This is a genomic window from Nonomuraea sp. NPDC050478 (assembly GCF_044458265.1).
In the GTDB taxonomy this organism is placed as follows: domain Bacteria; phylum Actinomycetota; class Actinomycetes; order Streptosporangiales; family Streptosporangiaceae; genus Nonomuraea; species Nonomuraea ferruginea.
This window is the reverse complement of record NZ_JBITHT010000001.1, coordinates 662,994-685,313: the sequence shown is the minus strand read 5'-3', so window position 1 is coordinate 685,313 and position 22,320 is coordinate 662,994. Positions and strand designations below refer to the sequence as shown.

Genomic DNA, 22,320 nt, shown 5'->3' with positions numbered 1-22,320 from the left:
TTGATCTGCGACCGTGGCAGATCCGCTCCATGGCCTGCCTCGTTGACGTAGGCACCGCGTAGGCGCGTGCAAGCGGGCTACGCAGCAATCTGCTGTGTTGCCCTAAGGGATCAGCCGTTGTCGAGGCCAGGGCGTGCGGAGGCTCTGCTGGATCCACGCCGAGATCTCGGGGCCATGCACGTCTTCATCGGAAGGCGTCGCCGCCGGGATCGGCGGCTTGCATGGGCTAGGTGGTGGCGGGCCGTTCGGGCACGGGATCGGTGACGCGGCCGCCCTCGTTCTCCCAGGAGGCCGGGTCGTCCCGGCCGGGTGAGCTCTCGTCGGGGGCGGTGGGATGGAGGATGTCGGCGGGATGGACGCCGACCGTGTCCGCGGCGGCGAGCGCGAGCGCGGCCATGGCGGAGCCGACCGCGGTGCGGGGCGGGATGATCAGCAGGGTGACGGGCAGGGTTCCCGCGATGCTCAGGGTGATCAGGTGCGGGTCTGCGCTGCGGAACCAGCCCACTTTGACCTGGCGTCCCCGGGCCGTGGTGCGGCGCGGGATGTGATCCCAGGCGTCCAGATGCAGGCCCACACGGAGGACGTCCCTGTCGAGCCGCTGGTCGACGGCGGAGATGAGGGCGGGCAGTTCGGCGGCGGCATCGCGGGTGCGAGGCCACCACGCCCCGTCGACCGTGCCTCGCCGGTCGAGGACGGCGTTCAGGCTGAGCCTGGGCGCGGATTGGGTTACGAGAACAGGACAGGGCGGGGAGAGGAGTGTGGTCATCATGGTCTGCCTGGCCCTTCAGACCCCTCATCACGGGGCCGGAAGTGGTCTATCGCCGCGGGCGACGCCGACCCGAATGCCAACGCTCGAAATGTCCTCGGTATTTTCCATTCTACCTCATTTCGTGTGACGAGAGACACCGAGCCGTCATCCAGGAAAACAGCAGGGGAATCGGCGCTGTTATCGATTGCGGTGATCACCGGGTCGGTGATTGCCTGTTCCCTGTTCTCGCCAGGAAGACCAGCCTGGGGCCAGGTCGCGTTGCGGCCGAGAGCACTCGAAGGGAAGCGCCATGAGCCTGGTAAGTAAGACCAAGTCCAGGACGCGGGGCGTTCAGGGGTGGATCATGCTCCACTTCGGCCGCGCCACCGGAAACCAGCATCTGGAGTCGAAAGGCATGGCCATCCGGCTTGGAAATAGGCCGGGACGGCGCAGCGAGAAAACTGGGAGAATGTTCAAGCGCTGACCCCGGCGACTGGCACGACATCGGGAATATGCCGGTCCAGCCCGACATATTCCCGCTTGGGGTGACCAGTGAATTGCGGACACAAATCTGGAGCACCACGAATCATCTCATTGTCCTGGGCGCAGACGGTTCGGATGCCGCGACCGCGGCTGGCGAGTGGGCGGCCGACGACGCCGCTCGCGCCGGAGGCGCCTGGATCCGCTGGGACATTTGCGCCCGCCGACTGGTCGCGCTGCCGCTGTGCCCGGCCGAACGCGCCGGCCCCGGCTCCCGCTATGGCGACGAGTCGGCGCCGTGCCCGGTGCGGAGGAGGACATCGAACCTCACCGCTATGGAGCCGCCGCAAGCCGACGCGCGCGGCGGCCAGAGCCCGCGTTTCCCAGTCTCGTCCGGGAGCAACTTACCGCCAGGAAATCGCTGCCCTTGTCCTCGGTCACCCCGTGTCGTCCTCGGGATGCTCATCGCCCACACCGGCGTCGAGGAGGTGGGCCCCGGCGTCGTGCAGGGTGATGCCGTGGCCCAGCGCGTGATCAGCAGGCGCTCTTTCCTGTGTCGCGCTGATCGCTCTGAAGTGGGTGTCGCGGGTCGGTCCGTCACCGACGAGGTGGCCGAGCAGATGGCTGGCGCGGTCGTACACGGCCCACCGACCGTCGCCCACTTGGGGCATGGCGTCCGGATTGTCCTTGAGCCACTGCGCGTTGGCCGCGTGATCGGGCCGCCCGCCAGCCTCTTTCGGCTGGGAGGGGGCCACTGCGGCAAGACCTTCGGTTTTGCGAGCACTGCTCATGTCGCGTCTCGCTCCCTGACGATGGCTATCGGCTCCGAGAAATCGAAGGAGCATTCTCAGCCTTTGCAACACAGGGTATGGCACAGATCGCACTCCGCGCGTGATCATAGGCGATATCGAGCCAGCGCGTCGCGGGGCACAACCGCTCCTCATCGGGGATCATCCCTGATAGCCGACCCGAGGCCCGCGGGCTGTCCCCAGCTGGGAGCGGTACGTCGAGCGTGGGAGGAAACGCGTGGCCCAGAGCACATCCGATGGTCAAAGTCGGTGGGGGGCGACGCAGCCAGAGTTCTGGCACGAGGTCTTCGACCATCTGGGTGCCGGCGTGGCCGTGCTTGACTCCGCTGACCGGATCATCGCGGTCAACCCGGCTGCCGAAGAGTTGCTGGGCCGTACCGCGTCGGTGATGAGCGGACAGAACTTTCACGGTCTGCTGCACCGCCACGCCGACGATGCGACCATGCCGGACGAGCCGTGCCAACTGCTCACGGCCCTCACCCGTCACATCCGCGCCCACGGGGTAGACAGCTTCCTGTGCGGGGACGGACATCTCATCCCGGTCACCTGGTTCAGCGATCCCGTGACCAGAAACGGCGAGGTTCTCGGCATGACCGTGCTGTTCACCGGCGACGCAACCGACGGGGAAGCAGCGGTTGGCCTCGCAGCGCATGTGACCGCCCTGGAAGATCTCACCGGCCGACTGGCCTTGGCCACGGAGATCGCCACAGCGCTGGCGCAGACCCTGGACACCGACGAGGCCCTCGCCCGGCTCGGCCGTTTGCTGGTGCCCCGCCTGGCCGACTGGATCGCCGTCGACCTGCGAACGGACGAGGGCGTCCAAAGGGTGGCGGTGATCGGACCCGAAAGCCACGACGCCGGACAGGAAGCGTGGCAAGGTCCACTCCCCACGCTGGACGAACGCTCACGTTCCTCTCTGGTACAGGTGTTGCGCGGTGGCGAACCCATCCTGATGGGGCCAGCGGACATCGCTGAACCGCCCGATTCGCCCCTGGCCGCCGTCCAGACAGGATTCCTCAAAGCACACGGCGCAACCTCCGCGGTCATCGTCCCTCTGGGCACTACCCGGCGGGTCACAGGCGCCCTCACCCTGGCCCGTACCGACGCCGGTCGGCCCTTCGACGCCGCCGAGGTGTCCCTGATCGGCGACATCGGGCGCCGCGTCGGCCTGGCCATCGACAACACCCTGCGGTTCGGCCGTCAACGCCAGATCGCCGAGGCCATGCAGCGCAACCTGCTCACCTCCCTGCCTCAACCCGGCCGGCTGCGCCTGGCGGCCCGCTACCAGCCAGCCCCCGTCGGCTCCCAGGTGGGCGGTGACTGGTACGACGCGTTCCTCCTGCGTGACGGTGCGACCGCGCTGGTCATCGGCGACGTCGTCGGCCACGACCTGGCCGCCGCCGCGGGCATGGCCCAACTGCACGGCATGCTGCGCGCCCTGGCCTGGGATCAGACGGAACCTCCCAGCGCCATCATCGACCGCCTTGACCAGGCCGTCCCCGCCATCACGAAGGTCCCTCTGGCCACAGTCATCCTGGCTCGCCTTGAGGGTCCGGATGAGGGTCCCTGGCAACTGCGATGGACCAACGCCGGCCATCCACCGCCACTGCTGGTCACATCCGACGGATGCGCCGAATTCCTCGAACAGGGGCAAGGCCTGCTGCTGGGAACTGGCCTGAACGACGCCGGCCGGCCGAACGCCACGGTCCCCCTGCCTCCTCACTCCACCCTTCTGTTCTACACCGACGGCCTGATCGAGGTCCCCGGCACCGATCTGGACACCGGTCTGGGACGTCTCCGCCGTCACGCGGCCGCCCTGGCCGGCCATTCCCTGGACGACTTCTGCGACCACGTCCTCGCCCGAATGCCTCCTGGCACCGCCGACGACATCGCCCTCTTGGCCGTGCGCATCCCGGCCGCCTCCGACGACCACGGGACTTCGCGTCACGGTGTCAAGGAGCCCGTCACGTGCCGGAACAGCCGTTCCGGGTGATCAATGGCCTGGATCGCGCAGAGGGAGAACGGGCTTTTCGACTCCCCTGTCGTTGTGACGTTGCCCGTAGGGGGCTCATTGCCGGTGCGCAATTGGACGGCTCCGCCGTGGATGAACACGATGAGCGGTCGCTTGCGTCCGTCCGGCCGGGGCGGCCGCACGTTCAGGGGCAGGCAATCCACGTCGACATGCATCGTGCTCTTGTCGGGGTATTTCCTCGCTCATGCTGTCGCGGAACTGCGGGCACTGTGACTGCCGACAATGCCGTCCGCGCAGGTTATCCGACTTGTGTGACTTACCGGCGGCGCGTGGCCGATCTGCCGGCAAGCGCCGTGACGTGGTCGCCAGACTGTGCGCGGCTGTCCCAACCCGGATTCGCTCGTTTCTGAGGGATCACCACAGGTTCGTTTGGCCGCGTCAAACCCTCCGGACCGCAAGCCATCCAGGCCCGTCCGCTCGCCAATCGGATGTAGATTCGGAACGGTCAAGTCATGCTATCCGCCCATGGATGCTCGTCGGCACCTGATACGGCATAACACTGCGCGGTATTCTTGAACATTTCGAGTGCTGGCCATGCATGGCATCGCGACACAATAAGGCACGATTCAATGGCGGGACCTCGGCATCGCCATCCCCGATCAGCTGTCAGTGGTCGGCATCCACGACGTCGACCTGATGCAATACCTGCGCCCGGCCGTCACCGCAGTCCGGATGCCCATGTACCAACTCGGCCGGGCCGGTGTCGAGGCGCTGTACGACCTGATCGCGGGGCAGCCAAGCGAAGGCGGTGTCATCACCGACCCCGAACCCGAACCCGAACTCGTGATCCGTGACTCGGCGACTGCTCTGACCCGGATCCCCGATTAGCTAGAGAGGGCTGGAGAGGGAGCCTGAAGAAGCGCCTCCAGTTCCAATCGGCGCCGGCCGACGGGTGTTTCAGTGCATGGGAACGGGTGGCCGTCATGGGTCACCGTAGATGAGCAAGAACGACGGACCGCGGTCGAAGAGGTCGCGGACAGCCGAGAGGCGGTTGGTGCCGCTCTCGGTGTGGCTGTGTTCCGACAACGCGCCCGGAGAGCCCCAGATCAAGGGGCGTCCGCGGGTCGCCGAGTCGGTATGCGAGCGGCATCGCCAGGCCGTCGGGCGGGAGTTGGCGCGGCATCTGATCGGCGCCTGTACCCGTCCAGGTGGGGTCGTCGCGGACGTCTTCACGACGAGCGAGACGGTTCTCGTCGCGGCGGCGGAGATGGAGCGACTGGGCATCGCGTGTGTTCCGCGTCTGCCGGTCGCGCAGCATCTCGCTGGTCGGCTGCGGCAGGATCTCGCGGCGGGTCAGCGGGCTGCGGTGCGGTTGCGTCCGCACGGGCCGGATGAGCTTCGGGAAGCGCTGCTCGGCTTCGAAGGTCGGGTTGAGCTGCTGATCGCGGCTCTGCCCCCGTACCCGGAGTTCGGCTGGCCGACCGGTGCTACGACGGGACGCTCCTGTCCCGCGTGCCGGGCGGAGCAGCCGACGCTCGGCGTGCTGCAACTGGGCCGGTTCCTGGAGGATGCGCGGCATGTCCTCGCGCCGGATGGCCACCTGGCAGTGATCACAACGGCTCGGTATGAGCAGGGCAGGCTGGTGGATCAGGCACCGGGGATCATCCAGCGCGCGGCCCAGGCCGGGCTCACCTACCTTCAGCACGTCATCGCGTTGCGAGTCCCGGTCGAAGGCGATGCGCTCGTCGTGCAGCCAGGGCCGGCGGAGCTGGCGCAGCTTCGCCGTGCTCAGTCCGCAGAGCTGCCGCCCGTGGTGTCGGTGCACGCGGACGTGTGCCTGTTCACCCGCGCCGCCGGAGGTGCTCGGTGAACGAGAACGCTCTGTCGTCGGTGCTGACCACGGGCCAGCTGCAGTCGCGGGTTCAGCGGCGCGGCCGGTATGTGGCGGAGTCGATGAGGCATCCGGGCAAGATGCTCCCGTCGATCGCGGCCCAGGTGATCTACGCGTTCACCGAGCAGGGTGAGCTGGTGGTCGATCCGATGTGCGGGATCGGGACCACCCTGGTGGAGGCCGTGCATCTGGGGCGGGATGCCGTCGGAATGGAGTACGAAGCGGACTTCGCCGGTCTCACCGCGGCGAACGTCCAGCACGCCCGCTCTCAGGGAGCGTCGGGGAGTGCCCGGGTGACCTGTGGAGACGCGAGGAACATCGCGACCGTCTTCACCAGCCTGCGGGGCGAGGCTGCGCTGGTGCTGACCTCTCCGCCGTACGGGGCGCATACGCATGGGCATGTCCGCTCTGGCAGCCGGGACGGTGGTGGGCCGGTCGAGAAGTGGAACCACCGCTACTCCACCGACAAGGGCAACCTCGCTCACCGGCGATTGCCCGAGCTGATGGAGGGCTTCGGACAGATCCTCGAAGGATGCGGCGAACTGCTGCGGCCAGGTGGTGTGGTCGCGATCACCGTTCGGCCGATCCGCGTCGATGGGCAACTCGTCGACCTCCCCGGCCAGGTCATGGCGACGGCTGAGGAGGCCGGGCTGGTGCTCACCCACCGTCTGGTGGCGTTGCTGTGCGGGCTACGCGATGGCGGGCTGGTGAACCGGGCGTCGTTCTTCCAGATGTTGGAAGCCTGGCGGAGCCAAGAGAAAGGGCTGGCGGTGTGCGCCGCGGCCCACGAGGACCTGCTCATTCTGCGCAAACGAGGCGGTGAGGCTTGATGGCCACATCCTCTCCCTGTACGACGCGAGGGCTGGGCTGCTCCTCGTTTTCCACAGGCTGTGCACGACCGTGTGCGGCCCGACAGGCAGGAGACCGTGTCCAGACCATGATTGACATCGGTCATCGAGGCGAGCGCTCATGGAGGACCGCCGGGGGCGGGCGGGCCCGTTGGGTCCGGACCGGGCGGCGGTGGGCGCGGGGACCCGTTCCAAGCGGGAGCGAGTCGTGAGCGGCGCAGAAACCAAGCTGCGGCTGGTCGCGCCGGGCAAGGAGGTGAGGCTCACTCCCGGCGCGGCCGGTGTGCTGCTGCGGATCCTGCTCAAAGCCGTCGCCCGCGCCAAGCAGCCACAGACCGCGAAGGAGCGACAGAGATGACGATCAGGTTCGGCTTCTACGGCCGGGTGTCGACCGAGGACAACCAGGACCCGGAGGCCTCACGGGCCTGGCAGTTGCACCGCGCGCGGGCGCTGATCGAGTCGCGGGGCGGGGAGGTCGTCGCGGAGTTCTTCGACGTCGACAAATCCCGCTCGATCCCCTGGCAGCTCCGGCCGCACGCGGCGGCGCTGATCGAGGAGCTGAAGGACCCGCGGCGGGACTTCGACGCGGTGGTGATCGGGGAGCCGCAACGGGCCTTCTACGGCAACCAGTACAGCCTGACGTTCCCGTTGTTCGAGCACTTCGGCGTGCCGTTGTGGGTGCCCGAGGTCGGCGGGCCGATCGATCCGGCCAACGAGGCCCACGACATGATCATGGGCGTGTTCGGCGGGCTGTCGAAAGGCGAGCGGAACCGCATCAAGATCCGGGTACGTGCTGCCATGGCGGCGATCACCGCGACCGAGGGAAGGTTTCTCGGCGGGCGTCCCCCGTACGGCTACAGCCTTCAAGACGCCGGTCCGCACCCGAACCCCGGTAAGGCGGCTGATGGGCGGAGGCTGCGGCGGCTGGTGGCCGACCCGGTCACCTCACGGGTGGTGCGGTGGATCTACAGCGAGTTCCTCAAGGGGCGGGGCTACCTGGACATCGCCGAGGACCTGACGCTGCAGGGCATTCTGTCGCCGTCGGCCAGTGACCCTGAGCGGAACAAGCACCGCGATCAGCGGGCGTGGTCGAAGTACGCCGTCCGGGTCATCCTCACCAACCCGCGCTACACCGGCCACCAGGTGTGGAACAAGCAGCGCAAGGACGAGATCCTCCTGGACGTGGAGAACGTCGCGCTGGGCACGACGACCAAGCAGCGATGGAACACCAAGGACCAGTGGATCTGGTCGGAACATCCCGTTCACGACGCGATCGTGAGCGTCGACGAGTATCAGCGGGTCCAGGAGATCCTCTCGAAGCGCGCGCACGGCCAGTTCAGCCAGCGTCCGCACCCCACCCGGCGTCCGTACGCCTTCCGGGGGGTGCTGTTCTGCGGGTACTGCGAGCGCCGGATGCAGGGCAACTGGAACAACCATCAGGCGTATTACCGGTGCCGCTTCCCTGCTCAGTACGCCATCGTCAACGAGCTCGACCATCCCAAGGTCGTCTATCTGCGGGAGTCGGAGATCCTTGATGAGGTCGATGGCTGGCTGGGAACCGAGTTCGGACCGGACAGACTGGAGCACACGATCGCGGCCATGGCCGAGCAGGTGATCGACCCGAACGAAGCGGCCCTGATGGACTTGCGGAAACGGCTGTCGAAGTGTGACCGCAAGCTCATCCAGTACCGCTCCGCCCTCGACGCCGGAGGCGACCCCATCGAGATCTCTTCGTGGATCAACGAGACGAAGAGCGAACGCGCCCACCTGGAGGGGGAGCTGAAAGCCGTTCCGGCCGCGCAGCGCATCAGCGTCGCCGAGATCAGGTCGATGATCAAGGAGGTCGGGGACGTGGTACGGCTGGTCGGTGAGGCGGACCCGGACGACAAGGCCGACCTCTACACCCAGCTCGGGCTGAAGCTCACGTACTACCCAGAAAAGCAATATGTGGAGGCCCGGATCAATCCGGAACCCCCACATGTGCGAGCGGTGTGTGTCCGAGGCCGGACTTGAACCGATCGCCTATCTCCTGAGTAACTTCGACGCTCCGTGGCTGGACGTCTCGTGCCCGGAATAGGCGTGCAGAAGGCCGCTCCCCGACCCATCCCAACGAGATCGGGTTCTACTGCGCGGCGCACGCCTAGACACAGGGAAGTCCAGCACCTGCCCATTCGGGATCTTCAGCAGCTGATCGCGCTGCGCCCGGGACAGCGGCAGGACGGCGGCCGGGGCTCGGTGACTACAACACCGAACCCCGGCCTGTGACCCAGCACCCTGACCAAACCAGGAGCCAGGCCATGCGCCACCCTTCCACACAACCAATTGACGGCGGAACGATGTCCGCAGAAGCGGCCCCGCCCGGCCGCACCCGGGGCTTCTTCAGCAAGCTGTTCCAAGCCGATCGCGAAAAGACCGCACCGATCAGCACACCCCCTTGCGACCCCGGCACAGGTCGGCTCGGAGATCGAGTGATTCTTGCCTTCGCGGTGGCCGTCTTGCTGGCGGTCGCTGGCGCGGCTGCCTACGTGTCGTACCACCACTTCTACGCCCTGGCCATCGCTCTGGGGGAGCGGCATGACATGGCCATCCTCTATCCCGCGATGTCCGACGGCGTGATCGTCATGGCCTCCCTGGTGATGGTCTACTGCTCCCGCCGCCGGCTCCGTGTGCCAGTCCTGGCATGGGTCGCGCTCGCGCTGGGAGGGGCGGTGACCCTGGCGGCGAACGTGGCGCACGGCTGGTCCGGCGGACTCGGATCGCGCCTGATCAGCGCCTTGGCGCCCGTGGCGTTCGCGGGAGCGTACGAGCTGCTCATGTGGATCGTCCGCAACACCCGGCGTCCGTCGGACGAGCCACCGACCAATGAGCACGTGTGCCAGCCCGCCGGACCCGTCGTCGAGGTGGAACGCGCGGTGCCGGTCCTGCCCACCGACCGGTACGAGGCGGCCCGGCTCGCCTACATCGACAGCCTCAGCGAAGGCAAGCAGCGCCTTGGCCGACGCCCGCTCATGAACCGGTGGGGGCTGGAGCAGCGCGAAGCCGAAGAGATCATTGCCGAGGTGGAGCAGGAGCGGACTCAGGTAACGGAGACGAAAGGGGCCAAGACGTCAGAGGCAGAGGCCGCCGTACCACCGGCGGACGGTGTGCCCTCGGGCGAGGCCGCCGCGGCGTGAAGAACATCATCGACGTCATTCACGTGTGCCTGGTCCTTCTCCGCGGTATGCGCGAGGCCACGCCGCATGTCCGGTGCACCGACCCGCAATGGGCGGGCAACTGCGGATCGCGGGCCACTCGGACGGAGGCGGAGGCGTGACGGTTACCCATGAGACCCGCGACATTGTCTTCCCGGAGGAGGTCGCGCCGGTCGACCGTGCGAACACCTCCGGGCCAGCCTGGAACGAGCCGGCGCGGGAGGTTGAGAACCAGAACGATCTCCTTGAGGGCCGGGTGATCCCGGTAGATCAGCCACATGAGTCCGGCCCGGTGGATGTGCTCGCAGAGCTGGCTGCACGCCGTCAGGAGCGCTCGCCGCTGGTCCCGGTATGGCTGAGGTCGCGGACGGATGCGTTGCAGGTACTCGCGTGGCAGGCCGAACACACCGGCTACGTGCTGGCTTACCACACGCTCCGCCTCCCGAAGTACGCGGCCAAGCTCCTGGCCCGAACCCCGGCCGGCACCTGGCGGGTGCTCGTGGAACTGATCTCCTGGCTGTTCGACCTGGAAGGCCGCCCGGTCCGCCGAGCGGCCGTGTCGAAGGAGGAGTCCGCGGAGTACCTGGCGCTGTCCCGGCAGCGCGACAATCGGGTCAGAGCCCGGCTGTGGACCCTCCTCATCGGCGCCGTCACTCTGACCCTGGCGAGCATCTTCGTGGCGGTGGCCGCGCCGACCTGGGCCCAGTGGGCGATTGTCGGCATGCTCGTCGCCGCGGCGGGCCTGATCGGGACGCCCGCTGACCAGCCGCTGCTGGACCGGGCGGTCGTTCCGAGCCGGGTGCGGAAGCTCACCAGTGACCAGGTGCTGGACGCGCTCGGCTCACTCGGCATCTCCGCCATCAACCAGGCGCTCGGCAAGAAGGGACGCGGCATCACCTTCCCCGCTCCGATCATGCGGGACGGGCCCGGCTGGCGGGCCGAGGTGGACCTCCCGCTCGGTGTGACCGTGGCGGAGGTGCTGGACAAGCGCGACAAACTCGCCTCCGGCCTGCGGCGTGCCCTGGGCTGCGTGTGGCCCGAACCGGTGTCGGAGGAGCACCCCGGCCGCCTGGTGCTGTGGGTCGGCGATCAGGAGATGCGTAAGGCCAGGCAGCCGGCCTGGCCGTTGCTGAAGTCGGGGCAGGTCAGCCTGTTCGACCCGATCTCGTACGGCAACGATCAGCGCGGCCGGCCGGTGTCGATCCTGCTGATGTTCGCCAACGTGCTCATCGGTTCGATGCCGCGCTACGGCAAGACGTTCGCGCTGCGGGTACTGCTGCTGGCCTGCGCGCTGGACCCGCTGGCTGAGCTGCGGTTGTTCGAGCTGAAGGGCACCGGTGACCTGTCGGCGCTGGAGAAGGTGGCTCACCACTATGCCAAGGGCGCCACCGACTCGGCGAAGGCGGCGTGCGTCGCTTCGCTGGCCGAGATGTACGCCGAGCTGGACCGGCGCGCGGAGGTCATCGACGGCCTCCCGCGCTATCAGGCGCCGGAGTTCAAGGTCACGCCCGAGCTCGCGGCTCACAAGGACCTGGGGCTGCACCCGATGGTGGTCGCGATCGACGAATGCCAGGAGTTGTTCGCCGACGACGAGTACGGCGAGGAGGCAGCCAAATACGCCACCGCGATTATCAAGCGCGGCCCCGCCCTGGGGATCATTCTCATTCTGGCCACCCAGCGGCCGGACAAGGACAGCCTGCCCAAGGCCATCTCCGCGAACGCGGGCATCCGGATCTGCCTGCGGGTGATGGGCTGGCAGGAGAACGACATGATCCTGGGCACCGGCATGCACCAGGCCGGCGTCAAGGCCACCATGTTCACCCTCAACGACAAGGGCATCTCCTGGGCGGTCGGCATCGCCGAGGACCCGATCATCGTCCGCTCTGCCTACCTCGACGGCCCTACCTCGGAGCTGATCGCCGCACGCGCCCACCAACTCCGCCAGGCAGCCGGAACGCTCTCCGGACAGGCCATCGGTCAAGAACCGGCCAGGCGGGCCTCCTACGACCTGCTGGCCGACATCCTGACCGTGACCACGGCCAAGGAAGAGAAAGTCTGGAACAGCACGGTCGTGGACCGACTGACCGGCTATCGGCCGGACGCCTACGGCCAGTGGGCGGATCTGGAGGACGACGCCAAGACCGCAACGCTGACCGCGCGCTTGAAGGAGTACGGCGTCAGAACGGACGATACGTGGAGCCGCGACAGCTCAGGTAAGGGCCGCAACCGCAAGGGCTTCCACCGCGCCGACGTGGCCGAGGCGCTGCGCAAGCGGAAGATCTAGCGTTCGCCGCTCACGCTCTTCGGTGAACGCCTCTGGGCTCATCCAGGGGCGTCGCATAGGTGCCGCGAGAACGCTAAACACCAGGCGAGAATTACGCGGAACACCGGGCCAAGTCAAGGTCACAGTGCAGCCGAAGGTGATGCCGGATGCCGGATGCCGAGGAGTTCAAGCGTGGGCTCCAGCTCCCGCAACTGGACAATCCAGACATCACCGTCGAGATCACGCTCTCCGTCGAATCGGTCGCTGTTCGGCCGTAGTGAGGGCCATCGAGACCCCGGCGCGCACACGGCCCGAACTCAAGCTGATCCTTCACTCCGCTACCTGGCGGTTGGGACATGTTCAGGAGCGGAGGGCCCTCTACCGCGACCCCATCGGATGTTCGGTAGCCCACGACCGAAGATCAAGCGCGGGTGACGTGCCGCGCTCTGCTCGGGGCTTGGTGAGGATTCGGCCAGAATTATTGCGGTGGCGTAGGACCCGCTGGGCATTAACCTGACCAGAATGAGTCTCTTAGCGCCCGGCCTGGTGCCGGTCCACGTGGGTCAACCGGAGCCCGGTTCCGAGCAAGAGCAGAGCCTGCTAGAGGAGCAGGAGCGCCTGCGCGCTAGGTATGGTCGGCAGCGGCCGCCGCGTGTGCCGGGCGGGCTGGATTGGCAGAAGCACGGTCTGCAACCGCGGTGGCTGGGGATGGAGACCAGCGACTGCGTCGTGGCCTTGGAGCCGGGATTTTTCCACAACCGCGGCGCTGACGAACGGGACCGCTTCCTTGCTGGCGCTCGACGGCGCAACGAACTTGCCCTGGTGGTCGCCGTGATCGGCGACGTCGATGACGACAGCACTCGCAGCGTCCTGTCGCACTTCGACTCGTCCGTCTACCTCAGCAGCACGCTCACCAGCATCAACGGTCGGCGCCTCCCCGTCGGGACTCGGCCCGAGATCGCGCCAGATCTAATCTCTGCTGACCGCGACCTGGCGATCCGGCTGCTGACTCGCCCACCGGACGCTCCGTGGTGGAGCTTGCACCTTGGTGGTGTGCAAATGGAACGCGGCGACGGCTCCGGCCTCGTGAACCATGAGGAAGAGGGGGAATTGCACCCTGTTCTCATTGACCCACTGGGAGACCCGGTGGTCGCGGCTTGGACCGCACCTTCAGGCGATCAGCGCTGGTACATCATCCCGGACGCCACCGATTGGGACAACGTTCTGGGATGGCTGGTACATCGGGCCCTGCCCGAGTATGCGCCCGACGCCTTACGCCGGGCGCGCTCCCCCCACTTCATCGAGCCTGACCTGCAGACCACCACCGAGTTGGCAACCAGGCAGGCCCTAGACGAGCTGGAGGCGCGCTACGTCGTGGAGAAGCTGCGCCTTGAACAGGACTTGCGGGAAGCCGAAGCGCGCGCCGAGCCGGTACGGTACGGGCTGCTCTATGGCACCGGCGCCGAACTGGTCCGCGCCGTTGCGGCTGTGCTGACCGAAGCGGGCCTGGACACCGTCGATCTGGACGACGAGCTCGGCGCCACCAAGTCGGCCGACCTGCTCGTGAGCCTCGGCTCCCTGCCCGGACGCCTCGTCGAGGTCAAGGCCGCTAGCGGCGCGGCCCAGGAACACCTGGTCGGCCACCTGCAACGGCACCTCGAGACCTGGCCCCAGCTACGCCCCGACGAGCCAGTCAGCGCTGGCGTCCTGGTCGTCAATCACCAGCACAAGCTGCACCCATCTAAGAGGGCGGCACACGTCTACTCCCGCCCCGAGTTCGTCGCCGCGCTGCCCGTGCCGGTCGTGAGCACTGTGCAGCTGTTTCACTGGTGGCGCTCGGAGGACTGGGCCGCAATCCGTACCGCAGTACTCGGCGCTGACCTTCGCACCCCCGCTTCGAGCGCGGTCACGGAGAAGGCCACAGAGCGTCCAGAAACGCCGCCAGCCAGCCGGTGGCTGCGGTGGCGCTCTCGCGGGCGTAGCCAGTAGCCGCGGGGCACACTAGGCGAGCGCCATGGTGGAACCGCGCTGGCGGCAGGTCAGACGCCAGAACGGGTGCCTATGCGACGATGCTTCACCCGGATAGAAATGACCATGCGCTTGCCCTTTCTCCTCTACTGTGCACGAAATGAGCGTGCTTCGTTCCCTTCGCCTGGAAGCCCTTCTCGACGGCGCCATTCCGACCTCTGGAGCCCTTGAGTACCGCCACCTCCAGCTTCTCGTGGCTGGGCAGGTCGGCGAGGCCGAAGATCTCGACTACAAGCGTGCGCTGTACGGCAACAGTGACAAGGACCGCCGCTCTCTTTGCACGGATGTGGCCGCCCTTGCCTCCACCCGGGGCGGGCTGCTCATTCTCGGCATCGACGAAGACGCGCAGGGTCGCGCCATCGTCATGACCGATGTGACGTTGTCCGACGCCGAGGCAACCCGCATGCACCAAGTCATCGCCTCCGGCGTACATCCCCTACCCACGTTTGAAATCATCCCCGTAGAGAACCCTGCCAGGACCGGTACCGGCTGCTACGCCATCGCTGTCGCGGCCGGCCCGCGCCGCCCGTACGCCGTCGCAGTGAACGACGGCTACCGCTACCCGCACCGGATCGGGACGACCATCGGCTACCTCACCGAGCCGGAGATCGAAACCGCCTACCGGCGCCGCGATGCTGTCCGACGCGATCAAAGCGCCCGCGCTCAGGAGATCGAGGAAGCCACAACCCGCCGCATCCCGGCAGGCTCCCCCTGGGTGATGGTCTCCCTCGTTCCAGAACAACCCGGTCAGGTGCGCGTCGATGCCGCATCGTTTGCGCAGGTCCGTCAGTCCTACGAGGGCACCAGCCCGATGATTGTAGATCGTCCGACGGGCGGATCCGCCCTCGACTATCCCTGGAGACGCGTCACGCTGGGCCAGCGCCGGTTCATCGTGGATGACCAGCCAGGACGCATTGCTGATCCCCTCTCCATGGCGGCTGAGCTATACGACGACGGCAGCGGCACCTTCGCTCACCGTCCGATGCACAGCGTCGAAGACGAGATCACGGCATGGCCGTTCATCGACGAGCTGGTCATCGTCGTCATCATCTCGGGTCTGCGCTTCTTAACCGATCACGCCCTCAACCGTGCACAAGCCGCCGGCGCCGCAACGGTGTGCGTCACCATGACGCCGAGCATCGAGCCCCTGGACTGGCAGCTGATCCATTTCGGCGGCTACGGTCAGATCGATCTTGGCAGCCCTGCCCGCTACGAGTCCTTCCGCCCAGCAGAAGCCGCCAGCCCACTTGACGTCCTCGCCACAGGACCAGGGTCGGTTAGCACCGCCGCGCTCTTGGCCAACGAGATATTCCAAGGCTTTGGGCAGCCCGAGAATCTTCAGATTTCTCAGCAGGGTGAAATTCGGCCAAGAAGGTGGAGTAAGGATTGGCGCATGCTCATCACGGACTGGGCAGACGACCACGACGTCGGTCTCCAGCGGGATGCTGTCGCCACACACTGATCGGCATGCACAGCCGTCGAGGGCGGGGTGGGGTTGCCGGGGCACTCTGAATCAGGCGTCGCAGGCAGCGAGTAGTTGGGCGCGTGTATAGGTGCCGCCTTCGGCCTGGGGCGTGTTCTTGATGAGCTCCAGCAGCCCGTCGGGCAGCGGGGTGCCGTTGGTAGGGCCGCGGTACGGCGCGACTGCGGTGATGTCGTCATGCGACAGCCGAGCATCCACGCTGACCGCAGCGAGGAAATCGACCCCCAGCCGAACCTCTCAGCCGACCAACTCAAGATTGAGAAAGGTCGAGGCTAGAACAGCTTATCAATTGCCGGCTCGCTCGGCTTGGCGAGCCTGATAATCTTATCGCCACTTAGCTGTCCCCCTTTCGGGTGGCGTTCCACAATTCCGTCAGATAGCAGCTTTCGAACGATCGGCGTCACATGAGGCGGGCGATAAACGGTCTCCAAGAGTGCCAGCTCTTTCAACTGTTCAAGGGTTCGTTCCCCTTGGCCCAGTTCGGCCAGGATAGCTTGCCGCAATGGCCGTGTGTCGGCAGTGGGAGTGAAGTCGAGAGTTGTCTGGTTCGGATCGCGAGGATCCCGATACCTCACACCCTTCACGGGATCGACCTTCCATACAGCTTCCTTCATCTTCTCCAAGCCTTTGTGGCTGGTGGTGCCGTAAACGAGGTGGAGGTCGCGCCCGCCCTCGTCGAGCATCTCAAAGGAGAGGACGAAGGGGAATCCAGCAGCTTTTAGGGAGTCTCGATAAGTGCTCACGAGGAACGCCTTCTTCTGATGCGAAGGCAGCTCCATAACCTTGCGCCAGGCGGTTCCGCCGAAAGCCTTATCGCCTGCAGCCTGATGATCTTCCGCTTTTCCGAACCGCAGAAGAAAGCGAGTGCCGAACGTTACAAGGACCTCACTTGAGGGAGCAGCGGCGATAGCGCGCGCGATGTCGAGTGGAATATCTGGACCACCCCAGCTGTCAAGAAAGGCGAGAATTGGAGTGGTCATCGGCCCAGCTTTAGCGAGAGCGGGAAGAAACGTGGTGGCGCACTTCCCCTCATGGAAATCGATCGCCATGGTCTGCGGTTGCCCGCCGTACCTGGCCGTGATGGCATCGACTTCTTGCTTAAGCCTTTCCAGGCGGGCAGCGTCGCCCTCAACGAGGGTGACGTTCACCTTCTTTCCGGAGTCGAGGAACCGGCGCTGGCGTAGAAACGCCTCCAACGCCAAGACGGGCGAGCCTGGCTCGCCCGTCTTGTAGATCCCAGGGCCGGCGAACCCCTCCGCGTACGTAACGCGATCCCATGAGCGCGAACTCTGCATCATGATCGGAAACCATGCGTCCAGGTAGCGGCGGAGGAGTTCGTGCTTGGCGCGAGTGTGGGGGTCGCAGGGCCAAAGAAGGTCTTTGGGGGTTGCCATGCATAACTCCTACCCGTTGTCGCTACGCACCCCCATGTCTAGCTTGTCCAGTTGTGGTCAGGCTGTAGCGGCCCCAGGTCCCGACTGAGGGGGGTGAATCGGCATTGGGGTTTCATCCCATATACGGTCGTCGAGGAGGCGGCCGCCCGCCTTCGGCGTACGGCCCCCCCACTGCTTGAAGAAGAATGGTACTTGACTCGCGATGCAGATATCACGGATATCGCGGACCCATTCCGGTTTGATGGCGCGATGGGAAGGCCCGCTCTCGCCGCCGGCGATTACCCAGTCCAAGCCTGTCAGGTCGAGTCCCGGCAGGGGCCCGACCAAGGGTTCGCAGGACAGGAACTTCACTGCCGCGGGAATGGAGCGGAGGTCATCGGTTCGGTAGAGGGCGGCCTCGTTCTCAATGGATACGCCCATCCATAGGTTGCTTGGCCACGCAAGCCTGTCGGCGATCTTGCGGAGGCGCGTTGAACGCTTGGTGAGGATTTGGTACGTATGTTGCGGTGTGTCGGCGATGACCTTGAAGACGTCATGGACGAAGCTCATGGGGACCCGAGCGTGAAAGAGATCGCTCATTGAGTTGACGAACACGACCTGGGGGGTGCGCCAGGAGTAGGGCTGGCGCAGCGCCGAGGGGTGCAAGGTCAAGCCGAACCCGGGGCCCGAGGTACGGGGGTCCCCATCTACCTGGTACTTTTCGGCGCCCATCGCTTTGAGGCGCTTCGCCAACGTGAGTGCGTAGCAGTTATCGCAGCCAGTGGAAACCTGGTCGCAACCCGTTGTGGGATTCCAGGTCACCTCTGTCCATTCGATGGCTGTTCGCCTAGCCACGGTATTACCTCCCGTCGCTCTGGCGTGCCAGAGCATCGGCGTCGCGTCGAAGGGTGATAAAGTTTTAGCGCTATTAATTTATCACTACTAGCGTTGGAATGGTGGCGTTGGGGCGAAAGAAACGCTGTGAGAGTAGGTATTTTTTGCAGGCGGTTCGCTTGGGGTCGAGACTGCGGGAGCTCCGTGTCGATAGGGGTTACACCCAGCAGCAACTGGCTGATCGGGCAGAGGTCGCGCTCTCAACGTTGAGGAAGATTGAGTCAGCGGCGGTGATCGAGCCTGGCTATTTCACGATCTTCAGCCTTCTTCAGGCGCTCGAAGCAAGTTGGGACGAGCTGTGATTCGGCGTCCTGATGCCTGTGCTCGCCGACACGGCGCGTGGCTTGATTGATCACCTGCGTGAGCATCGCGATGTTGGAAGGACAGTTGTTGGAGGCAACGCTCTCTCCATCGGCGTTTCGCGCAGCGGAGATCTGTCCCCTACGGGTCGGAGGCATCATGCGCGCGTCCATCGAAGTTGACGTTCGGCACTGGCGTGTCGGGGCGACGGTGGTAGTGCCGCTGGCCACGCTGGCTCGACTGGGGTGGGACGACGATGGGTCGGGCTAGTTGGTGGGATGGAGCGCCGAGGGGGAGTCGACGCAGTAGGCCCCTCGAAGGCTCTTTCCGCAGGTCAATGGGCGGTTGCTGATCGTGTGCGGAGCGTGGCCAACAGGGTGGCAACAAGATGCTGACCGGATGCTTGCGATACCCCAACAGCCCTCTGAGACGGAATAGGCTCGTGCGATGAGTCTGGCCGGGGCGACGGTGGAGGGGAACAGGTGAGCAAGTCCTTCGTGCATCTGCACGTACACACCGAGTACAGCATGTTGGACGGGGCGGCCAAGATGAAGCCGCTGTTCAAGGAGGCAGAGCGGCTCGGCATGCCGGCGATCGCGATGTCGGATCACGGCAACATGTTCGGGGCGTACGAGTTCCAGAAGGTGGCGAAGGGCTCCCCGGTCAAGCCCATCATCGGGATTGAAGCGTACGTTGCGCCGCACAACCGGTTTGTGAAGAAGCAGGTCTTCTGGGGGCAGCGCGCGGAGACCGGTGTGGCGGACGGCGAGGGCGGTAAGGACGTCTCCGGCGGTGGCCGGTTCACTCACATGACCATGTGGGCCAAAGACGCGGACGGGCTGCGGAACCTGTTCCGGCTGTCGTCGCTGGCCTCGATCGAGGGCTATTACAGCAAGCCCCGCATGGACCAGGACCTGATCTCGCAGCACGCGTCCGGGATCATTGCCACCACTGGCTGCCCGTCCGGCGCGGTGCAGACGCGGTTGCGGCTGGGGCAGTACGACGAGGCGGTCAAGGTCGCCGGCGAGTACCAGGAGATTTTCGGCAGGGAGAACTATTTCCTGGAGTTGATGGACCACGGCATCGACATCGAGCGGGAGGTGCGGGCGGATCTGCTGCGGCTGGCCAAGCAGCTCGACATCCCGCTCCTGGTCACCAACGACAGCCACTACGTGACAGAGGACCAGGCGGACGCGCACGACAGCCTGCTGTGCGTTGGCGTCGGCAAGAACAAGGACGACCCGAACCGGTTCCGGTTCAACGGCTCCGGCTACTACCTCAAGTCAGCCGACGAGATGTACGCGCTGTTCCCCGAACTCCCTGAGGCGTGCGACAACACGCTGCTCGTCGCTGAGATGATCGGCGACTACAGCGACGTGTTCAAGCAGGTCAACCGGATGCCGGACTACCCCGACGTGCCCGACGGTGAGACGCAGGAGTCGTGGCTGCGTAAAGAGGTGGAGCGCGGCCTGGAGATGCGCTACGGCTCGCCGATCCCCGCTGAGGTGCTGGAGCGGTACGAGACCGAGATGAAGGTCATCGGCCCGATGGGGTTCTCCTCCTACTTCCTCGTCGTGGCCGACATCTGCCGGTACGCGCGCGACAACGACATCCCGGTCGGGCCCGGCCGAGGAAGCGCCACCGGGTCGATCGTCGCCTACGCGACCCGCATCACCGAGCTCGACCCTCTGGAGCACGGGCTGCTGTTCGAGCGGTTCCTGAACCCGGAGCGGATCAACCCGCCGGACGTCGACCTGGACTTCGACGACCGCCACCGTGACCGGATGGTCAACTACGTCACTGAGAAGTACGGCAGCGCGATGACCGCGCAGGTCAACACGTTCGGCACGATCAAGGCCAAGGCCGCCGTCAAGGACGCCTCCCGCATCCTCGGGTACCCGTTCGCGGTCGGCGACAAGATCACCAAGGCGATGCCGCCGGACGTCATGGGAAAGGGCGTCCCTCTGGCGGACCTGTTCAACGAGGACCATCCGCGCTACAACGAGGGCGGCGAGATCCGTGCCCTGTACGAGAGCGACCCGGACGTCAAGAAGGTGATCGACACCGGCCGCGGCATTGAGGGGCTGATCCGTGGCACCGGTGTGCACGCGGCCGCGGTCATCTTGTCGTCGGCGCCGCTACTGGACCTGATCCCCTTGCACATGCGGGACAAGGACAAGGTGATCATCACCGGGTTCGACTACCCGTCCTGTGAGGACATGGGCCTGGTCAAGATGGACTTCCTGGGGCTGCGGAACCTGGGCATCATCGACCATGCCATCAAGATCATCGAACAGAATCGGGGGATCAAGCTCGACACCCTGACGATGCCGCTCGATGACGAGAAGACCTACCAGCTCATGGCCCGCGGCGACACGCTCGGGGTGTTCCAGCTCGACGGCGGGCCCATGCGTCAGCTTCTGAGGCTGATGGAGCCGACCCGGTTCGAAGACATCGCCGCGGTGCTCGCCCTGTATCGGCCGGGCCCGATGGCGGCCAACGCGCACACCAACTACGCGCACCGCAAGAACGGCCGCCAGGACATCGAGCCCATCCACCCGGAGCTGAAGGAAGCGCTCGACCCCATCCTCGGCCCCACGTTCCACCTGCTCGTCTACCAGGAGCAGATCATGGCCGTCGCCCGTGAGCTGGCCGGCTACACCCTCGGCGGCGCCGACCTGCTGCGCCGTGCCATGGGCAAGAAGAAGAAGGAGATCCTGGACGCGGAGTTCGCCAACTTCCAGAAGGGCATGCGCGGCAACGGCTACAGTGACGAGGCCATCCAGGCGCTGTGGGATGTCATGCTCCCGTTCTCGGGGTACGCGTTCAACAAGTCCCACACCGCCGGATACGGCCTGGTCGCCTACTGGACCGCCTACCTGAAGGCCAACTACCCCGCCGAGTACATGGCCGCCCTGCTCACCTCCGTCGGCGACGACAAGGACAAGGCGGCCGTCTACCTCGCCGAGTGCCGCAAGATGGGCATCCAGGTCCTGCCGCCCGACGTCAACGACAGCCAGCTCGACTTCGTCGCGGTCGGCGACACCCAGGTGCGGTTCGGCATGGGCGCGGTCCGCAACGTGGGGGAGAACGTCGTCGAAGCGATCGTGAAGGCCCGCCAGAGCAAGGGCCAGTTCAGCGACTTCAACGACTTCCTCGCCAAGATCCCGCTGGCCGCCTGCAACAAGCGAGTCGTCGAATCGCTGATCAAGTCGGGTGCGTTCGACTCGCTCACGCATCCACGTAAGGGCCTGCACCTGGTGCACGAGCAGGCCATCGAGCAGGTCACCAGCATCAAGAAGCAGGAGGCGCACGGCCAGGATTCACTGTTCGGCGGGCTGGCCGACGACGGCGCCGACGAGGTGTTCACCGTCACCGTCCCCGACACGGAGTGGGACCGCAAGACGAAGCTCGACTTCGAGCGGGAGATGCTCGGCCTGTACGTGTCGGACCACCCGCTGGCCGGCGCGGAACGTCTGCTCGCCAAGGGGCGGGACACCACGATCGCCGACCTGCTCGAATCCGGCCGGGACGACCGCGGCGACGTCACCGTATCCGGGCTGATCACCAAGGTGGACAAGAGGGTCAACAAGGCGGGCAACCTGTGGGCGATCGCCACGGTCGAGGACATGGACGCCGCCGTCGAATGCCTGTTCTTCCCCAAGAGCTACGTGCTGTACGCCGAGGCGCTGCGCGAGGACATCGTGGTGTCGGTGCGGGGGCAGATCAACAACCGTGACGGCGCGATCAGCATCTTCGCCACCGACCTCACCCTGATAGATGTGTCCGGCGTCAACAGTGATACCGGCGCCCCCATCACCCTGGTCCTGCGAGAAGAACGCGTCACTCCGCAACTGCTGGAGGATCTGCGGCACGTGCTGAAGCTGCACGAGGGCAAGGTGCCGCTGAACATCAACCTGAAGCGGCCGGTCGGCAAGACGATGGTGTTGTCGGTGCCGGACTTCCCGGTCAACGCCGACACCAGCTTCGCCGCTGACGTCAAGGCGTTGCTCGGGCCGGAGGCGATCGCGCTGTGAAAC

General features: G+C 66.0%; 18 protein-coding genes. 12 read left to right on the top strand and 6 right to left on the bottom strand.

The features are described 5' to 3' along the window. Positions 1–226: 226 nt before the first annotated feature. Positions 227–769, bottom strand: coding sequence for a DUF5994 family protein (locus tag ACIBF7_RS03225; protein ID WP_219545005.1), 543 nt, complete (start codon positions 767–769; stop codon positions 227–229). Between the two features lie 896 nt (positions 770–1,665). Beyond that, a complete protein-coding gene (locus tag ACIBF7_RS03220; protein WP_397196270.1) occupies positions 1,666–2,019 on the bottom strand; it encodes a hypothetical protein in 354 nt (117 codons plus the stop codon). 235 nt (positions 2,020–2,254) lie between these two features. Here ACIBF7_RS03220 and ACIBF7_RS03215 point away from each other — a divergent pair, with 235 nt between their 5' ends. From ACIBF7_RS03215 to ACIBF7_RS03170, 10 genes are all read left to right on the top strand, one after another. Next, positions 2,255–4,030, top strand: a complete 1,776-nt coding sequence (locus ACIBF7_RS03215) for a SpoIIE family protein phosphatase (protein ID WP_397196269.1) — start codon at positions 2,255–2,257, stop codon at positions 4,028–4,030. A 603-nt stretch (positions 4,031–4,633) separates the two neighbouring features. After that, on the top strand, positions 4,634–4,897 hold the full coding sequence (locus ACIBF7_RS03210) for a substrate-binding domain-containing protein (RefSeq protein WP_308248931.1): 264 nt from the start codon (positions 4,634–4,636) through the stop codon (positions 4,895–4,897). 109 nt (positions 4,898–5,006) lie between these two features. After that, a complete protein-coding gene (locus tag ACIBF7_RS03205; RefSeq protein WP_397196268.1) occupies positions 5,007–5,879 on the top strand; it encodes a DNA methyltransferase in 873 nt (290 codons plus the stop codon). Further along, positions 5,876–6,730 carry a TRM11 family SAM-dependent methyltransferase gene (locus ACIBF7_RS03200; protein WP_397196267.1) on the top strand — a complete coding sequence of 285 codons (855 nt, stop codon included), beginning with the start codon at positions 5,876–5,878 and terminating at the stop codon, positions 6,728–6,730. Before ACIBF7_RS03205 ends, ACIBF7_RS03200 begins: the two co-directional genes overlap by 4 nt. 226 nt (positions 6,731–6,956) lie before the next feature. Then, on the top strand, positions 6,957–7,106 hold the full coding sequence (locus ACIBF7_RS03195) for a hypothetical protein (protein WP_219545012.1): 150 nt from the start codon (positions 6,957–6,959) through the stop codon (positions 7,104–7,106). Further along, positions 7,103–8,761, top strand: a complete 1,659-nt coding sequence (locus tag ACIBF7_RS03190) for a recombinase family protein (RefSeq protein WP_397196266.1) — start codon at positions 7,103–7,105, stop codon at positions 8,759–8,761. The genes ACIBF7_RS03195 and ACIBF7_RS03190 overlap by 4 nt, the downstream gene beginning before the upstream one ends. A 284-nt stretch (positions 8,762–9,045) precedes the next feature. Continuing rightward, on the top strand, positions 9,046–9,921 hold the full coding sequence (locus ACIBF7_RS03185; protein ID WP_397196265.1) for a DUF2637 domain-containing protein: 876 nt from the start codon (positions 9,046–9,048) through the stop codon (positions 9,919–9,921). 394 nt (positions 9,922–10,315) lie between these two features. Continuing rightward, on the top strand, positions 10,316–12,223 hold the full coding sequence (locus ACIBF7_RS03180) for an FtsK/SpoIIIE domain-containing protein (protein WP_397196264.1): 1,908 nt from the start codon (positions 10,316–10,318) through the stop codon (positions 12,221–12,223). A gap of 687 nt (positions 12,224–12,910) precedes the next feature. Beyond that, entirely contained in the window at positions 12,911–14,191 is a 1,281-nt protein-coding gene (locus tag ACIBF7_RS03175; protein ID WP_397196263.1) for a hypothetical protein, read from the top strand. A gap of 139 nt (positions 14,192–14,330) precedes the next feature. Continuing rightward, on the top strand, positions 14,331–15,692 hold the full coding sequence (locus ACIBF7_RS03170; protein ID WP_397196262.1) for a helix-turn-helix domain-containing protein: 1,362 nt from the start codon (positions 14,331–14,333) through the stop codon (positions 15,690–15,692). Between the two features lie 51 nt (positions 15,693–15,743). On the opposite strand, the gene ACIBF7_RS03165 is transcribed toward ACIBF7_RS03170, so the two are convergent. The 3 genes from ACIBF7_RS03165 to ACIBF7_RS03155 form a co-directional block, all read right to left on the bottom strand. After that, positions 15,744–15,911 (bottom strand): hypothetical protein, encoded by a 168-nt coding sequence (locus tag ACIBF7_RS03165; protein WP_397196261.1) that lies wholly within the window; start codon positions 15,909–15,911, stop codon positions 15,744–15,746. A gap of 74 nt (positions 15,912–15,985) precedes the next feature. Continuing rightward, the gene (locus ACIBF7_RS03160) at positions 15,986–17,107 is read right to left on the bottom strand and encodes a three-Cys-motif partner protein TcmP (RefSeq protein WP_397196260.1); all 1,122 of its coding nucleotides are present in this window, start codon (positions 17,105–17,107) and stop codon (positions 15,986–15,988) included. Between the two features lie 57 nt (positions 17,108–17,164). Then, positions 17,165–17,977 carry a DUF5131 family protein gene (locus tag ACIBF7_RS03155; RefSeq protein WP_397196259.1) on the bottom strand — a complete coding sequence of 271 codons (813 nt, stop codon included), beginning with the start codon at positions 17,975–17,977 and terminating at the stop codon, positions 17,165–17,167. A 62-nt stretch (positions 17,978–18,039) separates the two neighbouring features. Here ACIBF7_RS03155 and ACIBF7_RS03150 point away from each other — a divergent pair, with 62 nt between their 5' ends. After that, positions 18,040–18,282 carry a helix-turn-helix domain-containing protein gene (locus ACIBF7_RS03150; RefSeq protein ID WP_397196258.1) on the top strand — a complete coding sequence of 81 codons (243 nt, stop codon included), beginning with the start codon at positions 18,040–18,042 and terminating at the stop codon, positions 18,280–18,282. Here ACIBF7_RS03150 and ACIBF7_RS03145 read toward each other — a convergent pair. Continuing rightward, positions 18,202–18,453 (bottom strand): hypothetical protein, encoded by a 252-nt coding sequence (locus ACIBF7_RS03145; protein WP_397196713.1) that lies wholly within the window; start codon positions 18,451–18,453, stop codon positions 18,202–18,204. The genes ACIBF7_RS03150 and ACIBF7_RS03145 overlap by 81 nt on opposite strands. 309 nt (positions 18,454–18,762) lie before the next feature. On the opposite strand from ACIBF7_RS03145, the gene dnaE reads away from it, so the two are divergent. Continuing rightward, on the top strand, positions 18,763–22,317 hold the full coding sequence (dnaE, locus tag ACIBF7_RS03140; protein ID WP_397196257.1) for a DNA polymerase III subunit alpha: 3,555 nt from the start codon (positions 18,763–18,765) through the stop codon (positions 22,315–22,317). Positions 22,318–22,320: the final 3 nt, after the last annotated feature.

Bases quoted from the DNA above. Each gene is read 5' to 3' on its own strand.
- ACIBF7_RS03190 (WP_397196266.1), top strand. From the start codon at position 7,103: ATGACGATCAGGTTCGGCTTCTACGGCCGGGTGTCGACCGAGGACAAC.
- ACIBF7_RS03150 (WP_397196258.1), top strand. From the start codon at position 18,040: ATGGTGGCGTTGGGGCGAAAGAAACGCTGTGAGAGTAGGTATTTTTTG.
- ACIBF7_RS03205 (WP_397196268.1), top strand. From the start codon at position 5,007: ATGAGCAAGAACGACGGACCGCGGTCGAAGAGGTCGCGGACAGCCGAG.
- ACIBF7_RS03160 (WP_397196260.1), bottom strand. From the start codon at position 17,107: ATGGCAACCCCCAAAGACCTTCTTTGGCCCTGCGACCCCCACACTCGC.
- ACIBF7_RS03225 (WP_219545005.1), bottom strand. From the start codon at position 769: ATGATGACCACACTCCTCTCCCCGCCCTGTCCTGTTCTCGTAACCCAA.
- ACIBF7_RS03175 (WP_397196263.1), top strand. From the start codon at position 12,911: ATGGAGACCAGCGACTGCGTCGTGGCCTTGGAGCCGGGATTTTTCCAC.
- ACIBF7_RS03170 (WP_397196262.1), top strand. From the start codon at position 14,331: ATGAGCGTGCTTCGTTCCCTTCGCCTGGAAGCCCTTCTCGACGGCGCC.
- ACIBF7_RS03185 (WP_397196265.1), top strand. From the start codon at position 9,046: ATGCGCCACCCTTCCACACAACCAATTGACGGCGGAACGATGTCCGCA.
- ACIBF7_RS03145 (WP_397196713.1), bottom strand. From the start codon at position 18,453: ATGGACGCGCGCATGATGCCTCCGACCCGTAGGGGACAGATCTCCGCT.
- ACIBF7_RS03220 (WP_397196270.1), bottom strand. From the start codon at position 2,019: ATGAGCAGTGCTCGCAAAACCGAAGGTCTTGCCGCAGTGGCCCCCTCC.
- ACIBF7_RS03155 (WP_397196259.1), bottom strand. From the start codon at position 17,977: ATGCTCTGGCACGCCAGAGCGACGGGAGGTAATACCGTGGCTAGGCGA.